13 protein-coding genes and 1 rRNA gene are annotated in these 18029 nt (G+C 60.9%); 3 read left to right on the forward strand and 11 right to left on the reverse strand.

The window, feature by feature from the left end:
* Positions 1-80: 80 nt before the first annotated feature.
* The 10 genes from BM062_RS12200 to BM062_RS12245 all read right to left on the reverse strand — a co-directional run bounded on the left by BM062_RS12200 (position 81) and on the right by BM062_RS12245 (position 14484).
* Entirely contained in the window at positions 81-1775 is a 1695-nt protein-coding gene (locus tag BM062_RS12200) for a long-chain fatty acid--CoA ligase (protein WP_092397145.1), read from the reverse strand.
* A gap of 97 nt (positions 1776-1872) precedes the next feature.
* Positions 1873-4488 carry an alpha/beta fold hydrolase gene (locus tag BM062_RS12205; protein ID WP_092397147.1) on the reverse strand — a complete coding sequence of 872 codons (2616 nt, stop codon included), beginning with the start codon at positions 4486-4488 and terminating at the stop codon, positions 1873-1875.
* Positions 4489-4512: 24 nt separating this feature from the next.
* Entirely contained in the window at positions 4513-5565 is a 1053-nt protein-coding gene (locus BM062_RS12210) for an aminopeptidase (RefSeq protein WP_092397149.1), read from the reverse strand.
* On the reverse strand, positions 5562-7649 hold the full coding sequence (locus tag BM062_RS12215; protein WP_092397151.1) for a molybdopterin-containing oxidoreductase family protein: 2088 nt from the start codon (positions 7647-7649) through the stop codon (positions 5562-5564). The genes BM062_RS12210 and BM062_RS12215 overlap by 4 nt, the downstream gene beginning before the upstream one ends.
* 73 nt (positions 7650-7722) lie before the next feature.
* Positions 7723-8916 carry an acetylornithine deacetylase gene (argE, locus tag BM062_RS12220; protein ID WP_092397153.1) on the reverse strand — a complete coding sequence of 398 codons (1194 nt, stop codon included), beginning with the start codon at positions 8914-8916 and terminating at the stop codon, positions 7723-7725.
* 10 nt (positions 8917-8926) lie between these two features.
* Complete coding sequence (locus BM062_RS12225) at positions 8927-9967, reverse strand: ABC transporter ATP-binding protein (RefSeq protein WP_092397155.1); 1041 nt, start codon at positions 9965-9967, stop codon at positions 8927-8929.
* Positions 9964-10947 (reverse strand): ABC transporter ATP-binding protein, encoded by a 984-nt coding sequence (locus BM062_RS12230; RefSeq protein WP_092397157.1) that lies wholly within the window; start codon positions 10945-10947, stop codon positions 9964-9966. Before BM062_RS12230 ends, BM062_RS12225 begins: the two co-directional genes overlap by 4 nt.
* A 7-nt stretch (positions 10948-10954) precedes the next feature.
* Positions 10955-11866, reverse strand: coding sequence for an ABC transporter permease (locus tag BM062_RS12235; protein ID WP_092397159.1), 912 nt, complete (start codon positions 11864-11866; stop codon positions 10955-10957).
* Position 11867: 1 nt separating this feature from the next.
* Complete coding sequence (locus BM062_RS12240) at positions 11868-12845, reverse strand: ABC transporter permease (RefSeq protein ID WP_092397161.1); 978 nt, start codon at positions 12843-12845, stop codon at positions 11868-11870.
* Positions 12846-12912: 67 nt separating this feature from the next.
* Positions 12913-14484 (reverse strand): ABC transporter substrate-binding protein, encoded by a 1572-nt coding sequence (locus BM062_RS12245; RefSeq protein WP_092397163.1) that lies wholly within the window; start codon positions 14482-14484, stop codon positions 12913-12915.
* Positions 14485-14625: 141 nt separating this feature from the next.
* Here BM062_RS12245 and BM062_RS12250 point away from each other — a divergent pair, with 141 nt between their 5' ends.
* From BM062_RS12250 to BM062_RS12260, 3 genes are all read left to right on the forward strand, one after another.
* On the forward strand, positions 14626-15819 hold the full coding sequence (locus BM062_RS12250; RefSeq protein WP_092397165.1) for a M20 aminoacylase family protein: 1194 nt from the start codon (positions 14626-14628) through the stop codon (positions 15817-15819).
* 96 nt (positions 15820-15915) lie between these two features.
* Positions 15916-16803, forward strand: coding sequence for an SMP-30/gluconolactonase/LRE family protein (locus BM062_RS12255; RefSeq protein ID WP_092397193.1), 888 nt, complete (start codon positions 15916-15918; stop codon positions 16801-16803).
* A gap of 190 nt (positions 16804-16993) precedes the next feature.
* Positions 16994-17542, forward strand: a complete 549-nt coding sequence (locus tag BM062_RS12260) for an acyloxyacyl hydrolase (protein ID WP_092397195.1) — start codon at positions 16994-16996, stop codon at positions 17540-17542.
* A 177-nt stretch (positions 17543-17719) separates the two neighbouring features.
* On the opposite strand, the gene rrf is transcribed toward BM062_RS12260, so the two are convergent.
* Positions 17720-17832, reverse strand: a 5S ribosomal RNA gene (rrf, locus tag BM062_RS12265).
* Between the last annotated feature and the right edge of the window lie 197 nt (positions 17833-18029).

Genomic DNA, 18029 nt, shown 5'->3' on the forward strand with positions numbered 1-18029 from the left:
ACCCCGGATGCGCTTCTCGCACATCCGGGGTTTTCACTTTGGAACCGTGGCCTCCGGCAAGACGCCACTTATTCCAAATCTCAGGCCGCCTGCTTTTGCTCGGCCGGTTTTTCGTCGCGCAGCTCGCGCCGCAGGATCTTGCCGACGTTAGTCTTCGGCAGGTCAGTACGGAACTCGATGTATTTCGGCCGCTTGTAGCCGGTCAGCTGTTCACGGCAATAAGCCATCAGGTGTTCCGCGGTCAGCGACGGGTCCTTGCGCACCACAAAAATCTTCACCACTTCGCCGGCATGTTCATCCGGCACGCCGACGCAAGCGCATTCCAGCACGCCAGGATGCTGCACTACCACGCCTTCGACCTCGTTCGGATACACATTGAAGCCGGACACCAGGATCATGTCTTTCTTGCGGTCGACGATCTTGGTGTAGCCGCGTTCGTCCATGACGCCGATATCGCCGGATTTGAAAAAGCCGTCGGCGGTCATGACCTTGGCGGTTTCGTCGTCGCGGTTCCAATAGCCGCGCATGACCTGCGGGCCGCGGATCGCGATTTCGCCAGGCTGGCCCAGGGCTACCGGATTGCCGGCGTCGTCCAGGATAGCGATTTCAGTCGACGGCAAAGGCAAGCCGATGGTGCCGCTGTATTCCTTGATGTCGCATGGATTGGCGCAAGCGATAGGCGAAGTTTCCGACAAGCCGTAACCTTCGATGATGGGGCAGCCGGTGATTTCTTTCCATTTGTCCGCGACCGCTTTTTGCACCGCCATGCCGCCGCCGACGCAGACCCGGTAGCCGGAAAAATCCAGCTTGGCGAAATCGGGATGGTTCAACAAGGCGTTGTACAGCGTATTGACCGCAGGGAAAGTGTTGATCTGGTATTTCGACATTTCCTTGATCAAGCCGGCGATGTCGCGCGGATTCGGGATCAGCAGGTTCAGGGCGCCCTCGCGCATGCCGAGCATGCCGCACACCGTCAACGCGAAGATATGGTACAGCGGCAAGGCGCAGACAAACACCAGCTGCTCGATTTTCGGGCCATTGGTCAAGCCGGGCGTAAGCCAGGCTTCAGCCTGCAGCACGTTGGCCACCACGTTGCGATGCGACAGCGTCGCTCCCTTGGAGACGCCGGTAGTGCCGCCCGTGTATTGCAGGAAGGCGGTGTCTTCCGGCGTCAGCGTCACCGGCTTCAGCTGCAGCGAAGACGCCTGCGACAAGACGCTGTTGAAGGGCACCGAACCAGGCAGGGAAAAACTCGGCACCATTTTCTTGACGTGGCGCACCACCAGGTTGACCACCAGGCCCTTGACGCCCATCAGGTCGCCCATGCTGGCGACCACCACATGCTTGACCTTGGTGCGGGCGACGACCTGCTGCAAGGTAGTGGCGAAATTTTCGAGGATGAAGATGGCTTCCGCGCCCGAATCGTTCAGCTGATGCTCGAGCTCGCGCGGCGTGTACAGAGGATTGACATTGACCACGACATAACCGGCGCGCAGGATGGCGGCGATCGCCACCGGATATTGCAGCACGTTAGGCATCATGATGGCGACCCGCGCGCCCTTTTCCAGACCCTTGCCCTGCAGCCAGGCGCCGACCTTGCGGGACAGCTGGTCAACCTCGGCATACGTCAGGTATTTGCCCATGCAGGCGTAGGCGTTGCGCGACGCGTATTTCTGGAACGCCTCTTCCAGCAGCTGCGCCAGCGACTGGTACTGGGAGTAGTCAATCTCGGGAGCTACGCCTTCAGGATACGATTTGAGCCAAAATTTATCCATGTTCTGCCTTTAGTCTCTGCTTGTTATAAATGCATTGTTTTTTTGGCTTGTTTCAATGGAAGAAAACACGCCGATAGGGGATAGTACTGGTGACCCGCTAAAAAAGCACGGTTGTATTTTTTTGTTCTACCGCGATGCTATCGGGCAAAGCGCTGGCATGCAAGCGTTTTGATGCATATTTGAGCAAATCATCGGCGCCAAGCTTCATATTGTGATGCAACAAAACCTCGGCCCGCAGGTGCTGGACGCCCTCCTCGTCCGGACTCCATTTCACATGGGCAACCGCCACCGCGGGGTGCTCAAACAAGACCTCTTCGATCTGCCGCGGAAACACGCGCTGCCCGCCCCGTATCCCCATATTACTCTTGCGGTCGATGATGGAAACAAAACCGTCTTCGTCGATGCTGGCGACATCGCCGGTGGCCAGCCAGCCATCGTGCAGGCGTTCCTTGCTTATCTTCCTGGCAATCAGGTTCAAGGCCGATGCGCCCTGTCCGGCGGCGCCGGCAGGACCATGGTCGTAGCCCGAGAACAGCTGCGGCCCACGCACCCATAACTCCCCCAGGGTATCGCTGGGCAACTCAGCGTCGGTATCCAGGTCGACCACTTTCACTTCCGTGTCCGGCAACGGTATGCCGACCACTCCCTGGATGCGGCGCGCCGCCAGCGGCATGGCCAGCACCGCCGGCGATGCTTCGGTAAGGCCATAGGCTTCGACCAGGCAGCCGCGTGTCAGCTTTTCAAATTCTTCGCGGATTTCCTGGGCCAGCGGCGAGCCGCTGACCGCGCACACCCGGATCGACGCCAGGCCGTAACGCCGTATGCCCGGCGTGTGCGCCAGTTCGCGCACCATGCGCGGCGTGGTAGGGAAATAGGTCGGCCGCATCTTCTTGACCGTCTTTAACAAGGGCTCCAGCTCCGCCCCCGGCAGCAGGATCAGGGTCGCACCGAGATAAACCCCAAGGTGCAGCAAGCCGGTCAACCCGTAAGCGCTGGCCAAGGATTGCTGCGCCAGGAAGCGTTCGTCGCCGGGCCGCGATTCCGGCAGCCAATGGCGCAGCTGCAAGGCGTTCGACGCCAGGCTGCGGTGCGACAGCGCGACCGGCAGCGGCGTGCCGCTGGCGCCGTAGGTGTAAACCACCACCGCGATATCGCCGACATCCTGCGCCAGCTCGGTCGGCGCGACCGAGCCGCGCCCCAGCACCTGCTTGAATTTCAGGTAGCGCCGCTCATGCCGGCGATGCTGCTTGTCTTGGCGGAACCAGGGCAGCCAATGCCCTTCCTGTACATGGTGCAAGGCGGCGAATTTCAGTTTTTCGCGCCAGCCCATGTGATCGATCATCGACGCGAATATCACGCGCCGCAAACCGGCTGCACGGCGGTCGCTTTGTAGTTCGTCGCGCAATTCATCATAACGGTCGGTGGTGGTCACCAGCATCACGGCGCCGGCATCCGCGATCCGCGCCAGCAGGATTTCCTTGGGCGTGGCGGCATCGCTGAGCACCGCGACCGCACCGGCCTTGAGGATGCCGAAATAGGCGATCACCAACGACGGTATGTTCGGCAAGGCCAGCAAGACCCGCTCGCCGGGCTTGATGCGCATGTCGAGCAAGCCATGGGCAAACCGGTTGGCTTGCCGGTCCAGTTCGCGCCAGTCGATCTTGCCGCCGCGGTAAGACAGCGCCGTGGTCTTGCCGAAGCGCCTGGCGGTCGCTTCCAGCAAGCGCGGCAAGGCCACGGTCGGCATCTTGATGCGGTATGGCGTGCGGGCATCATAGAATTTCAGCCACGGGCGTTCGGCCTCGAGCTGTTTGCGGGCGGCGCGCCGTTCGGCTTTTTGCCGCGCCCGCCGCTCCGCCAGCTCGGACGGATCGGACTGCATCTGCAGGAAGCGCTGGATGGCGCGGTTCACCGCATCGGGCCGCTCTACCATCACCTGGTGCGCGGATACCGGCACCACCAGCTCTTCCGCGCCCGGAATCAGGTGCGCCACTTCCTTGTAAGCGGCTTCATCGAACAGGATGTCGCGGTGACCGAGGATCACCAGCGTCGGCACCGTGATCGCGCGCAGGCATTCGCTGCCGTCCCACGGCAACAAGGCATTGCGGTTTTGCAGATAGACCACGTGCGACGGCGGATAAATGCGGGCCGCGGTGATGCCGACATACGGCATCAGCTTGCGCACCATATCGAATATGCGCGGCGGCATGCGCAGCACAATGCGGCCGGCCAGGCGCAGGCGGAAGCGCGCCGCCGAGGCGATCATGACCAGCGCCGACACGCGCTGCGGAAACTGCTTGAGGAAATAGGCAGACAGCGCGCCGCCGAAGGAATGGCAGACCATGATGAAACGCTGCGGAACTTCCAGCTGATCCAGCGCGGCAGCGATGTCGGCGACCAGTTCCGGCACGTCATAGCTGGCGCCTTCAGCCGCCGTCGGCGCATCGCTGTAGCCGTGGCCGCGCAGGTCGAGCGCAATCACCCGGTAGTCGAGCTGGAACTGTTCCAGCTGGTATTCCCAGTACGCCGCGCGGCCGCCGAAGCCGTGGATGAACACCATGGTGGGTTGCTGGTCGCGCGGTCCGCGGCCGTATTCCGGGCCGGCGTCCAGCACGCTCATTTCCAGCGCACTGTCATATACCCCGCTGCCGTTGCGCGCCAGGCGGTTCGGCAGTTTCAGCGTGCTGCGGTGCAGGTCGGCGTTAAATGTCATCTTGACATTGTAACCAAGATAAATTTATGTGGGCCGGGATTTCGCCAGCTCTTCCAGCCGCCGATGTCTTTCTTCCTTGCTGAGCGCCGCCAGCCCGGCGACCGCCGCATAGAATTTCTTCAGGGTCTGCTGCTGGGCCAGCAAAGCCTTGAAACCGGGCACCAGGTCGTAATAGGTCGCCACCAGCGCCAGATGGGCGTTCGACAACGGTTCGGCGAACCAGTGGTCGTAGCCGGCGTAGCCGCCCCACTTTACCTTGAGCACCTGGTAATCCGCTTGCAGGGCGAGGAAAAGCGCCGCCTTCTGCTGCAGCTTTTGCGCATCGCTGAGTCCGCTCGCGTAGTTGCTTGCCAGCCGCTGCCGATACTGCAACAGAAGCGCCAGGAACTGCTCCTTACGTCCTTCAAACTGGACGTAGGCGTCGCGCGTCTTTTGGCTGCCAACCGCCGCCAGCCAGCGCTCGACCCCGACTTGCTCGACCGTGGTGGCAAACGATTCGTTGAATTGCGTATCGTCCTTGGCGTACACCGTCTGGTGCGCCAGCTCGTGGAAAACCAGGCGCGCCAGCTCGCCGTCGGGATAGCGGATAAAGGTCGACAGCAACGGATCGTTAAACCAGCCGAGCGTGGAGTAAGCCGGCACGCCGCTGACTTGCACGTCGTAGCCTTGCTGGCGCAGGCTGGCGGCGAATTTTTTCGCAGCGTCCTGGCTGAAATAACCGCGGTAGTTGACGCAGCCGGCAATCGGAAAACACCATTGCTTGGGCTCCAGCGACAAGGCTGGCGCCGCGATCACATTCCACAAGGCGAAGCGCCGCTGCAGGTCGGCATATTCGGTATAGCTGCGGTTGTCCGGCAGGTCCAGGTCGGTTACCGCGAAGCGGCGGATCTGCTTGGTGAGCCTGAGCTTGGCCTTGAGGCCGGCATCGACGCTCGGATCGGCCAGCCATTCGTCAACCGGATGAGCCCGGTCCAGCAGGGAGAACTGGCCATTCGCCGCCTGCCCGTAATAGGCAAGCTGGGCGCAACCGGCCGCCAGCACGGCGAGCAGCAGGACCGTGGGCAGCCGCGCATTCATGCGGGCGCTTTTTCCACTTCCACCAGGACATCGTAGAAGGTCGGCGCCCGTCCCATGTCGGTCAGGCGCTGGCTGGTTACCTCGTTGGCGTTCTTGCCGTCGCTGGCCATTTTTTTCCACCAGATCGACAAGCCCACCACCAATCCGATCCGCGCCTTGTCGGTCACTCTCAGCCTGGCGTTGAAACTGCCGCGGTCGTTATAGATGCGCACGGTGTCGCCGCTGGCCAGGGCTCTTGCCTCGGCGTCAGCCGGATGCATGTCCAGGTGCGGCTCGCCTTCGGTGTCGCGCAGGCTCTTCACGTTGACGAAACTGGAGTTGAGGAAATTGCGCGCAGGCGGCGAAATCATCGCCAGCGGGTACTTCCTGGCCAGCTCCGGATTGCTGGCCAGCGATTCATACGGCGCGATATAAGCCGGCAACGGATCGAGCCCGTCTTTCAGCATTTGCGCGCTATAGAATTCGCATTTGCCGGACGGCGTCGGAAAGCCGCCGTTGGCGAACGGCGCATCCGGCACGTTCAGTTTTTGCCAGCCTTTTTGTTTCAGGGCGTCCCAATCGAAATGGATCGCCCGCTCATTTTTCCGGTCGAATGCCTGTGCTGCGATTTCGTCGTCGCTTTCGCGGAAGCAGGCGTCGTCGAAGCCCATGCGTGCCGCCAGCAGGCGGAATATTTCGGTATTCGGCTTGGCTTCGCCCAGCGGCGCGATCGCGGCGTTATTCGCCAGCATGTACAAGTGGCCGTAGGCCGAGTGGGCGTCCACGTGTTCCAGCTGGGTGGTCGCCGGCAGCACGATGTCGGCATAGTCGGCGGTATCGGTCTGGAAATGCTCCAGCACCACGGTGAATAAATCTTCCCGCGCAAAACCGCGGGCGACGGCGCCGGATTCGGGCGCGACGGCTACCGGATTCGAGTTGTACACGATCAGCGCTTCAATTTTCGGCCCGAACTCCGGCGATGCTTCGCGCAGCAGATCGTCGCCGATGGTGCTCATGTTGATGGTGCGCGGCGCCAGTCCTTGCCGGGTCAGGAAATCGGGACGCTGCAGGAACTGGTTATTCTTTGGAAAGCTGTCCGAGGTCGACAGCTGCACGCCGCCTGCCGCATGGCGCCAGGCGCCGACCAGCGCCGGCAGGCAAGTGATGTTGCGTACCGCCATGCCGCCGCCATGCACGCGCTGCAAACCGTAGTTGACGCGAATCGCCGCCGCCTCGCCGCGCAGCGCCGCGCCGCCGTAGCTGCGCGCCAGTTCCAGCACTTCGTCGGCGCTGATGCCGCACACGTCGGCAGTCTTCTGCGGCGTCCAGCTCGAAACCTGCTGTTTCAGCTGCTCGAAACCCAGCGTGTATTGCGCGATGTAGTCATGGTCCAGCAAGTCTTCCGCGATCAGCACGTGCATCATGCCGAGCGCAAGGGCCGAATCCGTCCCGGGCAGCAAGGCGATGTGCTGATGGCATTTGTCGGCGCTCAGGGAGCGGTAGGGATCGATCGCAATCAGCTTGGCGCCGCGCCGCTTGGCTTCCTGCGCGCGCATCCAGAAATGCAGGTTGGAAGCAATCGGGTTGCCGCCCCAGATCAGGATCAGCTTGGCGTTCTGGAACTGTTCGAGATCGGTGCCGATCCTGGCGCCTATCGTATATTTGTAGCCGGTGCCGCCGGCCGAGGCGCAGATGGTGCGGTCCAGCAGCGAAGCGCCGATGCGGTTGAAAAAACGCATCGCCATCGACTCGCCCTGCACCAGGCCCATGGTGCCGGCGTAGCTGTACGGCAGGATGGCTTGCGGATTGCGCGCAGCGATCTGGCCCAGCCGCCCGGCAATCGTCGTGATCGCTTCGTCCCAGCTGATCTGTACGAATTTCCCTTCGCCCTTGTTGCCGACCCGCTTGAGCGGATGCAGCAGGCGGTCCTTGTGGTAAGTCCGTTCGGTGTAGCGCGCGACCTTGGTGCACAGCACGCCGGCCGTGGTCGGGTGATCCGGATCGCCGCGCACTTCGGTGGCGACGCCATCGGTGACGGTCACCAGCAGCGCGCAGGTATCGGGGCAATCGTGCGGGCAAGCGGCACGGACGGTAGCAGTAGTCATAATGTCATTGGAACCAAGGTGCTTCAATCCGCTACTTTAGCAAAATCCGCCCAAACAAGCTGCATTTGACGGCTTAGGCCTGCTTTGCAGCGGGCAACTGCATCTCTGGATCCATCAGGCGCAGCATGAAGGCTTCGCATTGCACCAGCTGCTCCAGCGCCACGAACTCGTTCGGCCGATGCGCCTGCTCGATGCTGCCCGGGCCGCAGATCACGGTAGGAATGCCGGCGCGCTGGAACAGGCCGGCCTCGGTGCCGTAGGAAACCGCGCCGTTCGGCTTGTTGCGCGCCAGCGCCGCCGCCAGCTGCACCACGGCGTCGCTCTCCTGCATGTTCAGGCCGGGAGCGGAAGCCAGCCATTCAAAGTCGATGGCGGCATTCGGCTCCACCTTTTGCATTTCGGGCAGCAGCGTGGCGGCAAAATCCTGGATTTCCCGGTACAGGCGTTCAACATCGATGCCCGGCATAGTGCGCGCCTCGAAGTCGAATTTGCAGTCCTTGGGCACGATATTCGCCGCCAGTCCGCCCTGGACCAGGCCGGTCTGCATGGTGGTGTAAGGCACGGTGAAACCGTAATCGCGCGTTTCCAGCTGGGCAAACCTGTCTGCCATCTGGCGGATGTAGACGATGATGCGCGCCGCATACTCGATCGCGTTGACGCCCATGGTGGTGTAGCTGGAATGCGCTTCGCGGCCGCGGACGCAACAGCGGAAACGATGCGTGCCCTTGTGCGCAATGATCGGCTGCATCGTGGTCGGTTCGCCGACGATGCAGGCCGCCGGCTTCAGCCCCAGCTCCTGCAAATCCTTGATCAAGCCTTGCACGCCGATGCAGCCCACTTCCTCGTCGTACGACAGCGCAAAATGCAAGGGCGCCGCCATGTTCGCAGCCAGGAATTGCGGCGCCAGCGCCAAGGCCGTGGCGATGTAGCTTTTCATGTCGGCGGAGCCGCGACCGTACAGCAGGCCGTCCTTGATGGTCGCCTTGAACGGATCGCTGTCCCAGGCCTGGCCTTCGACCGGCACCACGTCGGTGTGGCCGGACAAGATCAGGCCAGGTTTCGGGCCTTCGCCCAGAGTGGCAAACAGGTTGGCTTTCTTGCCGCTGGCGTCGTAGGTCAGGCGCGACTTGACGCCAAGGCCAGCCAGGTAATCGCGCGTCCACTCGATCAATCCCAGGTTGGAATCGCGCGATACGGTCTGGAACGCGATCAGGCGTTCTATCATGGCCATGACGTCAGCCGAAGGAGTCGATGCGGTAGTGTTCATATCCTGTCCTCTATGCCAGGCCATCGTTGAGATGGCAGGCGGAAAAATGTTTGGCGCCGACTTCTTTCAAGGCCGGCTTTTCTACTTTACAGCGCGGCATCGCATGCGGGCAGCGCGGATGGAAATGGCAACCCGAAGGCGGGTGCAGCGGCGACGGGATTTCTCCTTTTACCGCAAAAAATTCCGTGCGGCGGACTTCCAGCTTGGGCGCCGATGCCAGCAGCGCCTGGGTATACGGATGATTGGCGCGGGCAAATACCGTATCGGCGGCAGCCGACTCAACGATACGCCCAAGATACATGATCACCACCCGGTCTGACAAATGGCGCACCACGCCGAGATCATGGCTGATGAACAAGTATGTCAGGTCCAGCTCGTCGCGCAGCTTGATGAACAGGTTCAGCACCTGGGCCTGGATTGATACGTCCAGCGCCGCCACCGCCTCGTCGCAGACCAGGAACTCAGGCTTGACCGCAAGTGCGCGCGCAATGCCCACGCGGGCGCGCTGGCCGCCGGAAAACTGGTGCGGGAAACGACGCAGCATGGCGCCATCCAGGCCTACCCGCTGCAACAGGTTTTCCACATAGTCTCGCTGCTGCGATGCATCAACCATGCCATGCACCAGCGGCGCTTCACCGACGATGTCCTGCACCCGCATGCGCGGATTCAGCGAGGCGTAGGGGTCCTGGAAAATCATCTGGATCGCCAGCTGCTTCTTGCGCCTTTCGGCAACATCCAGCTGTTCCAGCGACTCGCCTTTCCATAACCGCGTGCCGGCAGTGAGGCTGTGCAAACCGACCGCCATCCGCCCTAATGTCGATTTGCCGCAACCGGATTCGCCGACCAGCCCGACCACCTCGCCGCGCTTGATGCCCAGGCTCACCTCGTCCACCGCATGCACCACTTCCTGCTGCATGCCGGCGCCGAACAGGTTGGCGATCCTGGCCGCGCTGTCGAGCGTCTTGACGAACTGCTTGCTGACCGCCTGCAGTTCCAGCAGGTTGGCAGCCGGCGCCGCCTGCTCCCTATTTTGTTCGGCGGCCTGGTTCATGGCACGACCTCCGCCACGCTATCCCGTAATGGATGCCAGCAGCGCAACATGCGCTGCTCGACCTCGCGCAATTGCGGCGTCTGCGCGCATTCAACGGTGGCATGCGCGCAGCGCGTGCGGAATGCGCAGCCTTCCGGCAGGTTCAGCAGCGACGGCGTCATGCCGGGGATCTGCTGCAGCGGCTGGCCGCGCGGGTTGCGCGACGGCGCCGAGGCGATCAGGCCGTGGGTGTAAGGATGGCGCGGATGCTCCAGCACTTGCTGCACCGAGCCGCTTTCGACGATGCGGCCGGCGTACATCACCGATACGGTATCCGCCAGCCCGGCCACCACCGACAGATCGTGAGTGATCCAGATCAGGGCCGTGCCGGATTCGCGGCACAGTTTCTGCATCTCGTACAGGATCTGTCCCTGTATCGTCACATCCAGCGCCGTGGTCGGCTCATCGCAGATAATCAGGTCAGGCTGGTTGAGCAAGGCAATCGCAATCGCCACCCGTTGCCGCATGCCGCCTGAAAACTGGTGGGGATATGCCTGCAGGCGTTCATCCGGCGACGCAATGCCGACCCGCACCAGCGCTTCGCGCGACATCTCGCGCGCCACCATCCGGCTGACGTCCTGGTGCGCGCGCACCGCTTCCATCATCTGGGTGTCGATGCGCAGCACCGGGTTCAATGTCATCATCGGATCCTGGAATATCATGGCGATCCGGTTGCCGCGGATCTTGCGCATGGCCTCCGCCGGCAAGCTGCGCAAGTCGCGGCCTTGCAGCAGGATTTCACCGGCGACGATTTTTCCCGGCGCATCGACCAGGCCCATGATGGAATAACCTGTCATCGATTTTCCGGATCCGGATTCGCCGACCAGGCCCATGATCTCGCCGCGCTTGACGGAAAACGAAACCTGGTCGACCGCCTTCACCAGTCCGGCGCGGGTGACAAACTGGGTCTGCAGGTTATTGACGGTCAGTGTCGTGTCCATATCGGTCCTATTGCGTCTGCAGGCGCGGATTGAGGACATCGCGCAACTGGTCCGCCACCAGGTTGATGGTCACCACGGTCACCAGCAGGGCAATGCCGGGAAACACGCTGATCCAGTATTTTCCGGACAGCAGGTACTGGAAGCCGTTGGCGATCAGCAAGCCAAGCGAAGGTTCGGTAATCGGCAAGCCGAGGCCGAGGAAAGACAGGGTCGCTTCCAGCGAAATCGCAGACGCCACCTGCAAGGCGGCCACCACGATCAGCGGCGGCAGGCAATTGGGCAGCAGATGGCGGAACATGATGCGTAACGGCGACAGGCCAAGCGCGGTCGCGGCTTCGATGTATTCCTTCTTCCGTTCCACCAGCGCCGCACTGCGCGCGGTGCGCGCGTAATAGGCCCACTGTACCGCCACCAGCGCGATGATGATCTTGTCGATGCCGCGTCCGGTCAATGCCAGCAGGATCAATGCGATCAGGATCGGCGGGAACGATAGCTGGATATCCGCGACCCGCATGATGAATGCTTCGATGCGGCCTCCGGCGTAACCGGCAAGCAGTCCTAGCGTCAAGCCCAGCGACAGGGCAATGATAGTGCTGACCACGCCCACCATCACCGAGATGCGTATCCCGTACAAGATCGCCGACAGCATGTCGCGGCCTTGGTCATCGGTGCCGAGCAGATAGGTCATGCTGCCGTCGACCGACGCCTGCCCTGGTTCCAGGCGCGAGTCCATCACATCCAGCTTGGCCAGGTCGTAGGGATTCTGGGGCGAGATGACGGGCGCGAATATCGCCGCCAGCACGATCAGCGCCAGCAGCACGAAACCGGCAGTAGCGATCCTGCTGCCAAAAAAATTGCGCACAAACCGTTGCCAGGGCGTTTCCGCCATGTTGCGTGCTGGTATTGGTGTCGGCTCCATCTCAGCCTTTGCTTTCTGCCAGGCGCACGCGAGGATCGAGCAGGGAATACAGCATGTCCACCACCAGGTTGATCAGGATGAAAATGGTGACGATCAGCAGCAGGTAAGCGACGATCACCGGCCGGTCCAGCACACGGATCGAATCGATGATCAGCTTGCCCATGCCGGGCCAGGCAAATACCGTTTCGGTGACGATCGAAAAGGCGATGATCGATCCGAACTGCAGCGCCACCACGGTGACGATCGGGATCAGGATATTCTTCAAGACATGGACACCGATGATGCGGCTGTTGCGCAAGCCTTTGGCGCGCGCAAATTTCACATAGTCCTGCATCAGCGCTTCCTGGGCGCCGGAGCGCGTCAGCCGGATCACCAGGGCGATGTTGAACAGCGCCAGGTTGAAGGCCGGCATCAGCAGATGGCGCAGGCCGTCCCAGCTGAGAAAGCTGACCGGCACGCCGAACAGCAATTGCGTCTCGCCGCGGCCGCTGGTCGGCAGCCAGCCCAGCTGCACCGCAAACACCATGATCAGCATCAGGCCGACCCAGAACGTCGGCAATGAAAAACCGAGGATGGACACCGCCATGATGGTTTTACCGACCAGGCCGTTCGGCCGCAAGCCGGCGAGCAGGCCCAGGGGCAAGCCCAGCACGACCGACAGCAGGATCGCTGCCGACGACAGTTCCAGCGTGGCCGGCATGCGCTCGAAAATCAGGCTCAGCGCCGGCGTCGAATAGGCGAACGAGCGCCCCAGGTCGCCGCCGACAGCGTTCTTCAGGAAGATGAAATACTGCAGCCAGAGCGGCTTGTCGAGACCGAAGGCGACGATCACCTTGGCGCGTTCGATCTGGTCGGCGTCAGGACTGATCAGCACGTCGATAGGATTGCCGATCGCATACACCCCGACAAACACCAGCAATGACATCACCAGCAGCACGACCAGGCTTTGCAATACGCGGCGGATAATAAAAGCCAGCATCGTTTACCCTAGATTTATCCATAAAAAATCCGCTCGCCACCTCGGTGAGCGGACATGCGCGTGGTCCTTACTGGGGGTAGAACTGATAAGCGTGGGTACGCTCATCGGTGCGCGGGATATATACGATACCTTTTTTTGCGGCCCATGTGGTCACTTGCTGGTGAATCGGGATCACGCCGCCGTCGTCGATGACCATTGCCGTGGCTTGCTGCAGCAGGCTGGAGCGCTCTTTGTCGTCCACACTGTTGAGGGCCTTGGCCAGCACCGCGTCCATTTTCGGGTTGCAGTATTTCAGCCAGTTGACCGCTCCCATGCCCTTGGCGGGATTGTCGCAGGCTGCCATCGCCCGCAGCGGCGACGATGCTTCACCGGTCTGGGCGCCCCAGCCCAGCAGGCCGATCGAATATTCGCTCTTGGCGCCGCGCGCCGAATACACCGACATCGGCGCGCCCTCGACCTTGGTGGCGATGCCGATGCGCGACCACATCTGGGCGATGGTTTGCGCGATTTTTTCGTCGTTGACGTAGCGGTTGTTCGGCGTATGCAAGGTCAAGCCAAAACCGTTGGGATACCCGGCTTCGGCCAGCAGTTTTTTGGCGGCTTCAGGATCGTACTTGGGCGGCTTGAGATTCGGATTGTGGCCAAACAAGGCGGCCGGCACCAGGTTGACGGTCGGTTCCGACAATCCTTCCATGACCCGGTCGCGAATCGCGTCGCGGTTGATGGAGATCGACAATGCCCGGCGCACCCGCACGTCCATCAGCGGGTTCTTGTCGAGCGGCTTGCCATCCTTGTCGGTGACGAATGGCGATTTTTCGCGGCGGGTATCGGGGTACAGATAGATCACCCTGTGCGATACCTTGGAATAAAAGCTCAGGTTTTTATCTGCCCGGACTTTCGCCAGGTCCGGCGTCGGCACGTTTTCGATGGCTTGCACGTCGCCGGCCAGCAGTGCCGCCAGGCGGGTCGCATCGTTCGGGATGAAACGCAGGGTGACCTTGCTCCAGGCCGGCTTCTTGCCCCAGTAGTCGTCATTGCGCTCCAGCTCTATCCTGTCGTCGCGCTGGAATCTGACGAACTTGAACGGCCCGGTGCCCACCATGCCCTTGCCGCTGGCGAAATCGTCGCTGCTCAGGCCTTGGGTCGCTTTCTTGGAGACGATATAGATCGAGGTCAGGTCGGCCAGCAACAGCGGATATGGCTCCCTGGTGGTGAGCTGGATCGTGTACGGATCGATGATTTTCTTGTTGATGATGGCTTTGGTGTAGGTATCGAATTTTCCCGGGCTGCCGACGATGGTGGCCGGCCGGTCCAGCGACCAGGCTACGTCCTCCGCGGTCAGCGGGCTGCCGTCGTGGAACCTGGCGCCTTTGCGCAGCTTGAATTCCCAGGTCAGGTTGTTCACCAGGGTCCAGGACTCGGCCAGCGCGGGAATGATGTGGCTGTCGGCATCCATCGCGACCAGCTGCTCGAAGATGTGGTCGGAAACGTTGATATTAGGAAATAAATTATAGAAGTGGGGGTCCATCGACGTCGGCGGCGAACTCATCGCCAGCCTGAATTCCTGCGCCGCGGCTGGAGGGCCTAACGGCGCCAGCAGCAGCAGGCAGAAAGCCAGCTGCAATACACGCAATCCCATTCCTGGCCATGACATCAGACGCATAATGCTCTCCTGTGAGTGAACACCGATGGACCGTGTAGGCGTAATATACACATTCTGGACGTTACGCCATGCACCATTTTTGTAGGCAAAAGGCGTGCCACATATCAGGAGCACAACATGAATTTGATCGATCCCATCATCGCCTTCCAGGCGGAACTGCAGGCAATCCGACGAGATTTGCATGCGCATCCCGAACTCAACTACGAAGAAAAACGAACTTCCGATGTCGTCGCCCGCAAACTCACCGAGTGGCAGATTCCGATAGTGCGCGGCCTGGGCGTCACCGGCGTGGTAGGCATCGTGAAGAATGGCAGCAGCAACCGCGCCATCGGCCTGCGCGCCGACATGGACGCCTTGCCCATGCAGGAATTGAATACCTTTCCGCATGCCTCCCAACATCAGGGCAAGATGCACGCTTGTGGACATGATGGCCACACGGCGATGCTGCTTGGCGCCGCCCACCACCTGGCGCAGCATCGCAATTTCGACGGCACCGTCTATCTGATTTTCCAGCCGGCCGAAGAAGGCGGCGGCGGCGCGCAACGCATGATCGACGACGGCCTGTTCGAACAATATCCGATGGAAGCGGTGTTCGGCATGCATAACTGGCCAGGCATGCCGGCCGGCAGTTTCGGCGTGACGCCGGGTCCGATGATGGCTTCCAGCAACGAGTTCGAGGTGATCGTCAAAGGCAAGGGCTCGCATGCCGCGCAGCCGCATAAGAGCATAGACCCGGTCATGGTCGCGGTGCAGATTGCGCAAAGCTGGCAGACCATCGTCTCGCGCAATACCAATCCGAACGATCCGGCGGTCCTGTCTGTGACGCAGATCCACAGCGGCAGCGCCACCAATGTGATTCCCGACGAAGCGACGCTGATCGGTACCGTGCGGACTTTTTCGGTAGCTGTGCTGGACGTGATCGAAGCGCGCATGCGGGAAATCGCGCAGCATACCGCGGCCGCCTTCGGCGCTGAAGTCGAGTTCAAGTTCCACCGCAATTATCCGCCGCTGGTCAATCACGCCAAGGAAACTGCGTTTGTAGTCGAAGTGCTGCAGGCGATGGTCGGCAACGGCAATGTCAATCCGCAGGTGGAGCCAACCATGGGCGCAGAGGATTTCGCCTTCATGCTGCAGAACAAACCTGGCTGCTACGTCTTCATCGGCAACGGCGAAGGCGCACACAGGGATGGCGGCCACGGTCTCGGACCCTGCAACCTGCACAACGCCAGCTACGACTTCAACGATGACCTGCTGCCGATCGGCGCCAGCTACTGGGTCAACCTGGCGGAAACGTGCCTGAAGAAAATGTAATGATCGCGCTGCCCTGGCCTTGTACCAGGGCAGCGCCAGGACGACCGTCCTCGCATTCCATCCCGATCCATCTGCCCCTCCTCATTGACCATATTCATGAATCAAATTGAAATCGCCTTCGACCAGCCTATGCAATTAGGCGAATGCCCGCTGTGGCACGCCGGCGAAGCTGCGCTTTACTGGGTCGACATTTCGGCCATGCAAGTGCATCGGCTGCGGCCCACGGATGGCGTCCACGCGATGTGGCAGCTCCCGGCCGAACCCGGCTGCATCGGCCGTCATGCAGGCGGCGGCCTGATCGTCGCCATGCGCACCTGCGTAGTCCATCTGAATACAGACAATGGCGAGCTCACGCACATCGCCGATGCTCCTTACGACACAGCCACCGCCCGCTTTAACGATGGCCGCTGCGACGCCGCCGGCCGTTTCTGGGCCGGCACTATCTACGAACCACGCGACCACGCCGGCGCCCAGCTCTACGCCATTGAAAAGGGTAGCGTGCGGCCTGCCGGCAATCCGGTGACCGTGTCCAATGGCCTTGGCTTCAGCGGCGACAGCCGTACGCTTTATCACAGCGATACCACGGCGCACCGGATCTGCAGCTATGAATTTGATTTGGCCAGCGGGCACATCGGCGCAGGCCGGGTGCTGAAACAGTTCGCCATGGACAAGAGCGCCCTCGACTACGGCGGCCGCCCTGACGGCGCGGCGGTGGATAGTGAAGATGCCTATTGGTGCGCAATGTATGAGGGCGGCAGGCTGCTGCGCTTGTCGCCCGCTGGCGAAGTATTGCAGGAAGTGATCCTGCCGGTACGCTGCCCGACCATGATGGCGTTTGGCGGTGCGGACTTGCGTACGCTGTATATCACCAGCGTGCGTGAAAAACGCAGTGCTGCGGAGCTGGAGAAATATCCCGCATCCGGCTGCATCCTGTCGCTGCGGGTTGAGGTTCCGGGCAGGATCGAACCGGCTTACGTTGGCTGATTCGCGGCTGGCATTCTCAGTTTTACGACAGGATTTACCCGTAGTTCGGCAACAATCCCTATTTTCGACTATTCTTTAGGGCTGTAGCTGCGCGCCGCGGCAAGTTGGATAAGCGGCCTGCGCGGCCTTCCATATGAATACGGCGACGACTTGTTTCGCTTTTTTTATTTTTTACGTTCGAAAGTCTTTCATGCAAAAAAAACAAACCGGACTCAAACTCCTCGCCGCAGCCGGCCTGCTGGCTGGCGTTCACTCAACCAGCTTTGCCGTGGACTCAGCGTCCTTCGAACTCGGCACCGGGAACAAGAGCCAGCTGGCCCGGGTTGCCGCGCAATGGAATTGGAATACGGCCTTGTGGCAAGGCAGCAGCACGCAGGTCGGCGGCTATTGGGATTTGAGCCTGGCTGAGTTCCGTCAAAACCAGTACCAGAATATTCCCGGCCAGAAGAAAAACCTGACTGATATCGGCTTCACGCCGGTGTTCCGTTTCCAGTCCAACGATAAAAAGGGCTTGTATGGGGAAGCCGGTATCGGCGTGCACCTGATGTCGCATCTGTATGACAACAATAGCCGCCGCTTTTCTACCGCTTTTGAGTTTGGCGATCACATCGGCACTGGCTACGTGTTCAGCAATGGCCTCGATGTCGGCCTCAAGCTGCAGCACTTCTCCAACGGCGGCATCAAGAAACCGAATAGCGGTGCAAACTTCGCAGTGCTGCGGGTAGCTTATCCGTTCTAAGCCCAGTCTTTAGTCCAGATGCAGGAAAGCCGGTCGCGCAAGCTGACCGGCTTTTTTTCGTTCAATGATTGGCAGTACAAAGAGCAAATCTACGACGCGGCTACCACGCGAGTCGTAAAACCGTTAGCCCAAAGCAAAAACCCTCTGCAGGTAAGTGCAGAGGGTTTTTTAATAAAAGCCTGACGATGACCTACTTTCACACTGGTTGCAGCACTATCATCGGCGCAAAGTCGTTTCACGGTCCTGTTCGGGATGGGAAGGGGTGGTACCAACTCGCTATGGTCATCAGGCATAACTTGTATCGTTCCCTGTTCCACGGTAGTGGCAACAAAGAGCGCAATTTAGAAGAAGTAGTTTTTTATACCGGCCACACCGGGGTGGGTGTGGTCGGTTGGGTATGATTGTCCAAACGGTGTTGCTATCTTTATGGATAGTCACCTTGGCAAACAAATAAGCTCATCATATAACCTGCTAAGGTTATAGGGAC

Origin of the sequence: Collimonas sp. OK412, from assembly GCF_900112135.1 — a bacterium.
GTDB lineage: Bacteria > Pseudomonadota > Gammaproteobacteria > Burkholderiales > Burkholderiaceae_D > Collimonas > Collimonas rhizosphaerae.

Bases quoted from the DNA above. Each gene is read 5' to 3' on its own strand.
- BM062_RS12200 (WP_092397145.1), bottom strand. From the start codon at position 1,775: ATGGATAAATTTTGGCTCAAATCGTATCCTGAAGGCGTAGCTCCCGAG.
- BM062_RS12205 (WP_092397147.1), bottom strand. From the start codon at position 4,488: ATGACATTTAACGCCGACCTGCACCGCAGCACGCTGAAACTGCCGAAC.
- BM062_RS12210 (WP_092397149.1), bottom strand. From the start codon at position 5,565: ATGAATGCGCGGCTGCCCACGGTCCTGCTGCTCGCCGTGCTGGCGGCC.
- BM062_RS12215 (WP_092397151.1), bottom strand. From the start codon at position 7,649: ATGACTACTGCTACCGTCCGTGCCGCTTGCCCGCACGATTGCCCCGAT.
- argE (WP_092397153.1), bottom strand. From the start codon at position 8,916: ATGAACACTACCGCATCGACTCCTTCGGCTGACGTCATGGCCATGATA.
- BM062_RS12225 (WP_092397155.1), bottom strand. From the start codon at position 9,967: ATGAACCAGGCCGCCGAACAAAATAGGGAGCAGGCGGCGCCGGCTGCC.
- BM062_RS12230 (WP_092397157.1), bottom strand. From the start codon at position 10,947: ATGGACACGACACTGACCGTCAATAACCTGCAGACCCAGTTTGTCACC.
- BM062_RS12235 (WP_092397159.1), bottom strand. From the start codon at position 11,866: ATGGAGCCGACACCAATACCAGCACGCAACATGGCGGAAACGCCCTGG.
- BM062_RS12240 (WP_092397161.1), bottom strand. From the start codon at position 12,845: ATGCTGGCTTTTATTATCCGCCGCGTATTGCAAAGCCTGGTCGTGCTG.
- BM062_RS12245 (WP_092397163.1), bottom strand. From the start codon at position 14,484: ATGGGATTGCGTGTATTGCAGCTGGCTTTCTGCCTGCTGCTGCTGGCG.
- BM062_RS12250 (WP_092397165.1), top strand. From the start codon at position 14,626: ATGAATTTGATCGATCCCATCATCGCCTTCCAGGCGGAACTGCAGGCA.
- BM062_RS12255 (WP_092397193.1), top strand. From the start codon at position 15,916: ATGAATCAAATTGAAATCGCCTTCGACCAGCCTATGCAATTAGGCGAA.
- BM062_RS12260 (WP_092397195.1), top strand. From the start codon at position 16,994: ATGCAAAAAAAACAAACCGGACTCAAACTCCTCGCCGCAGCCGGCCTG.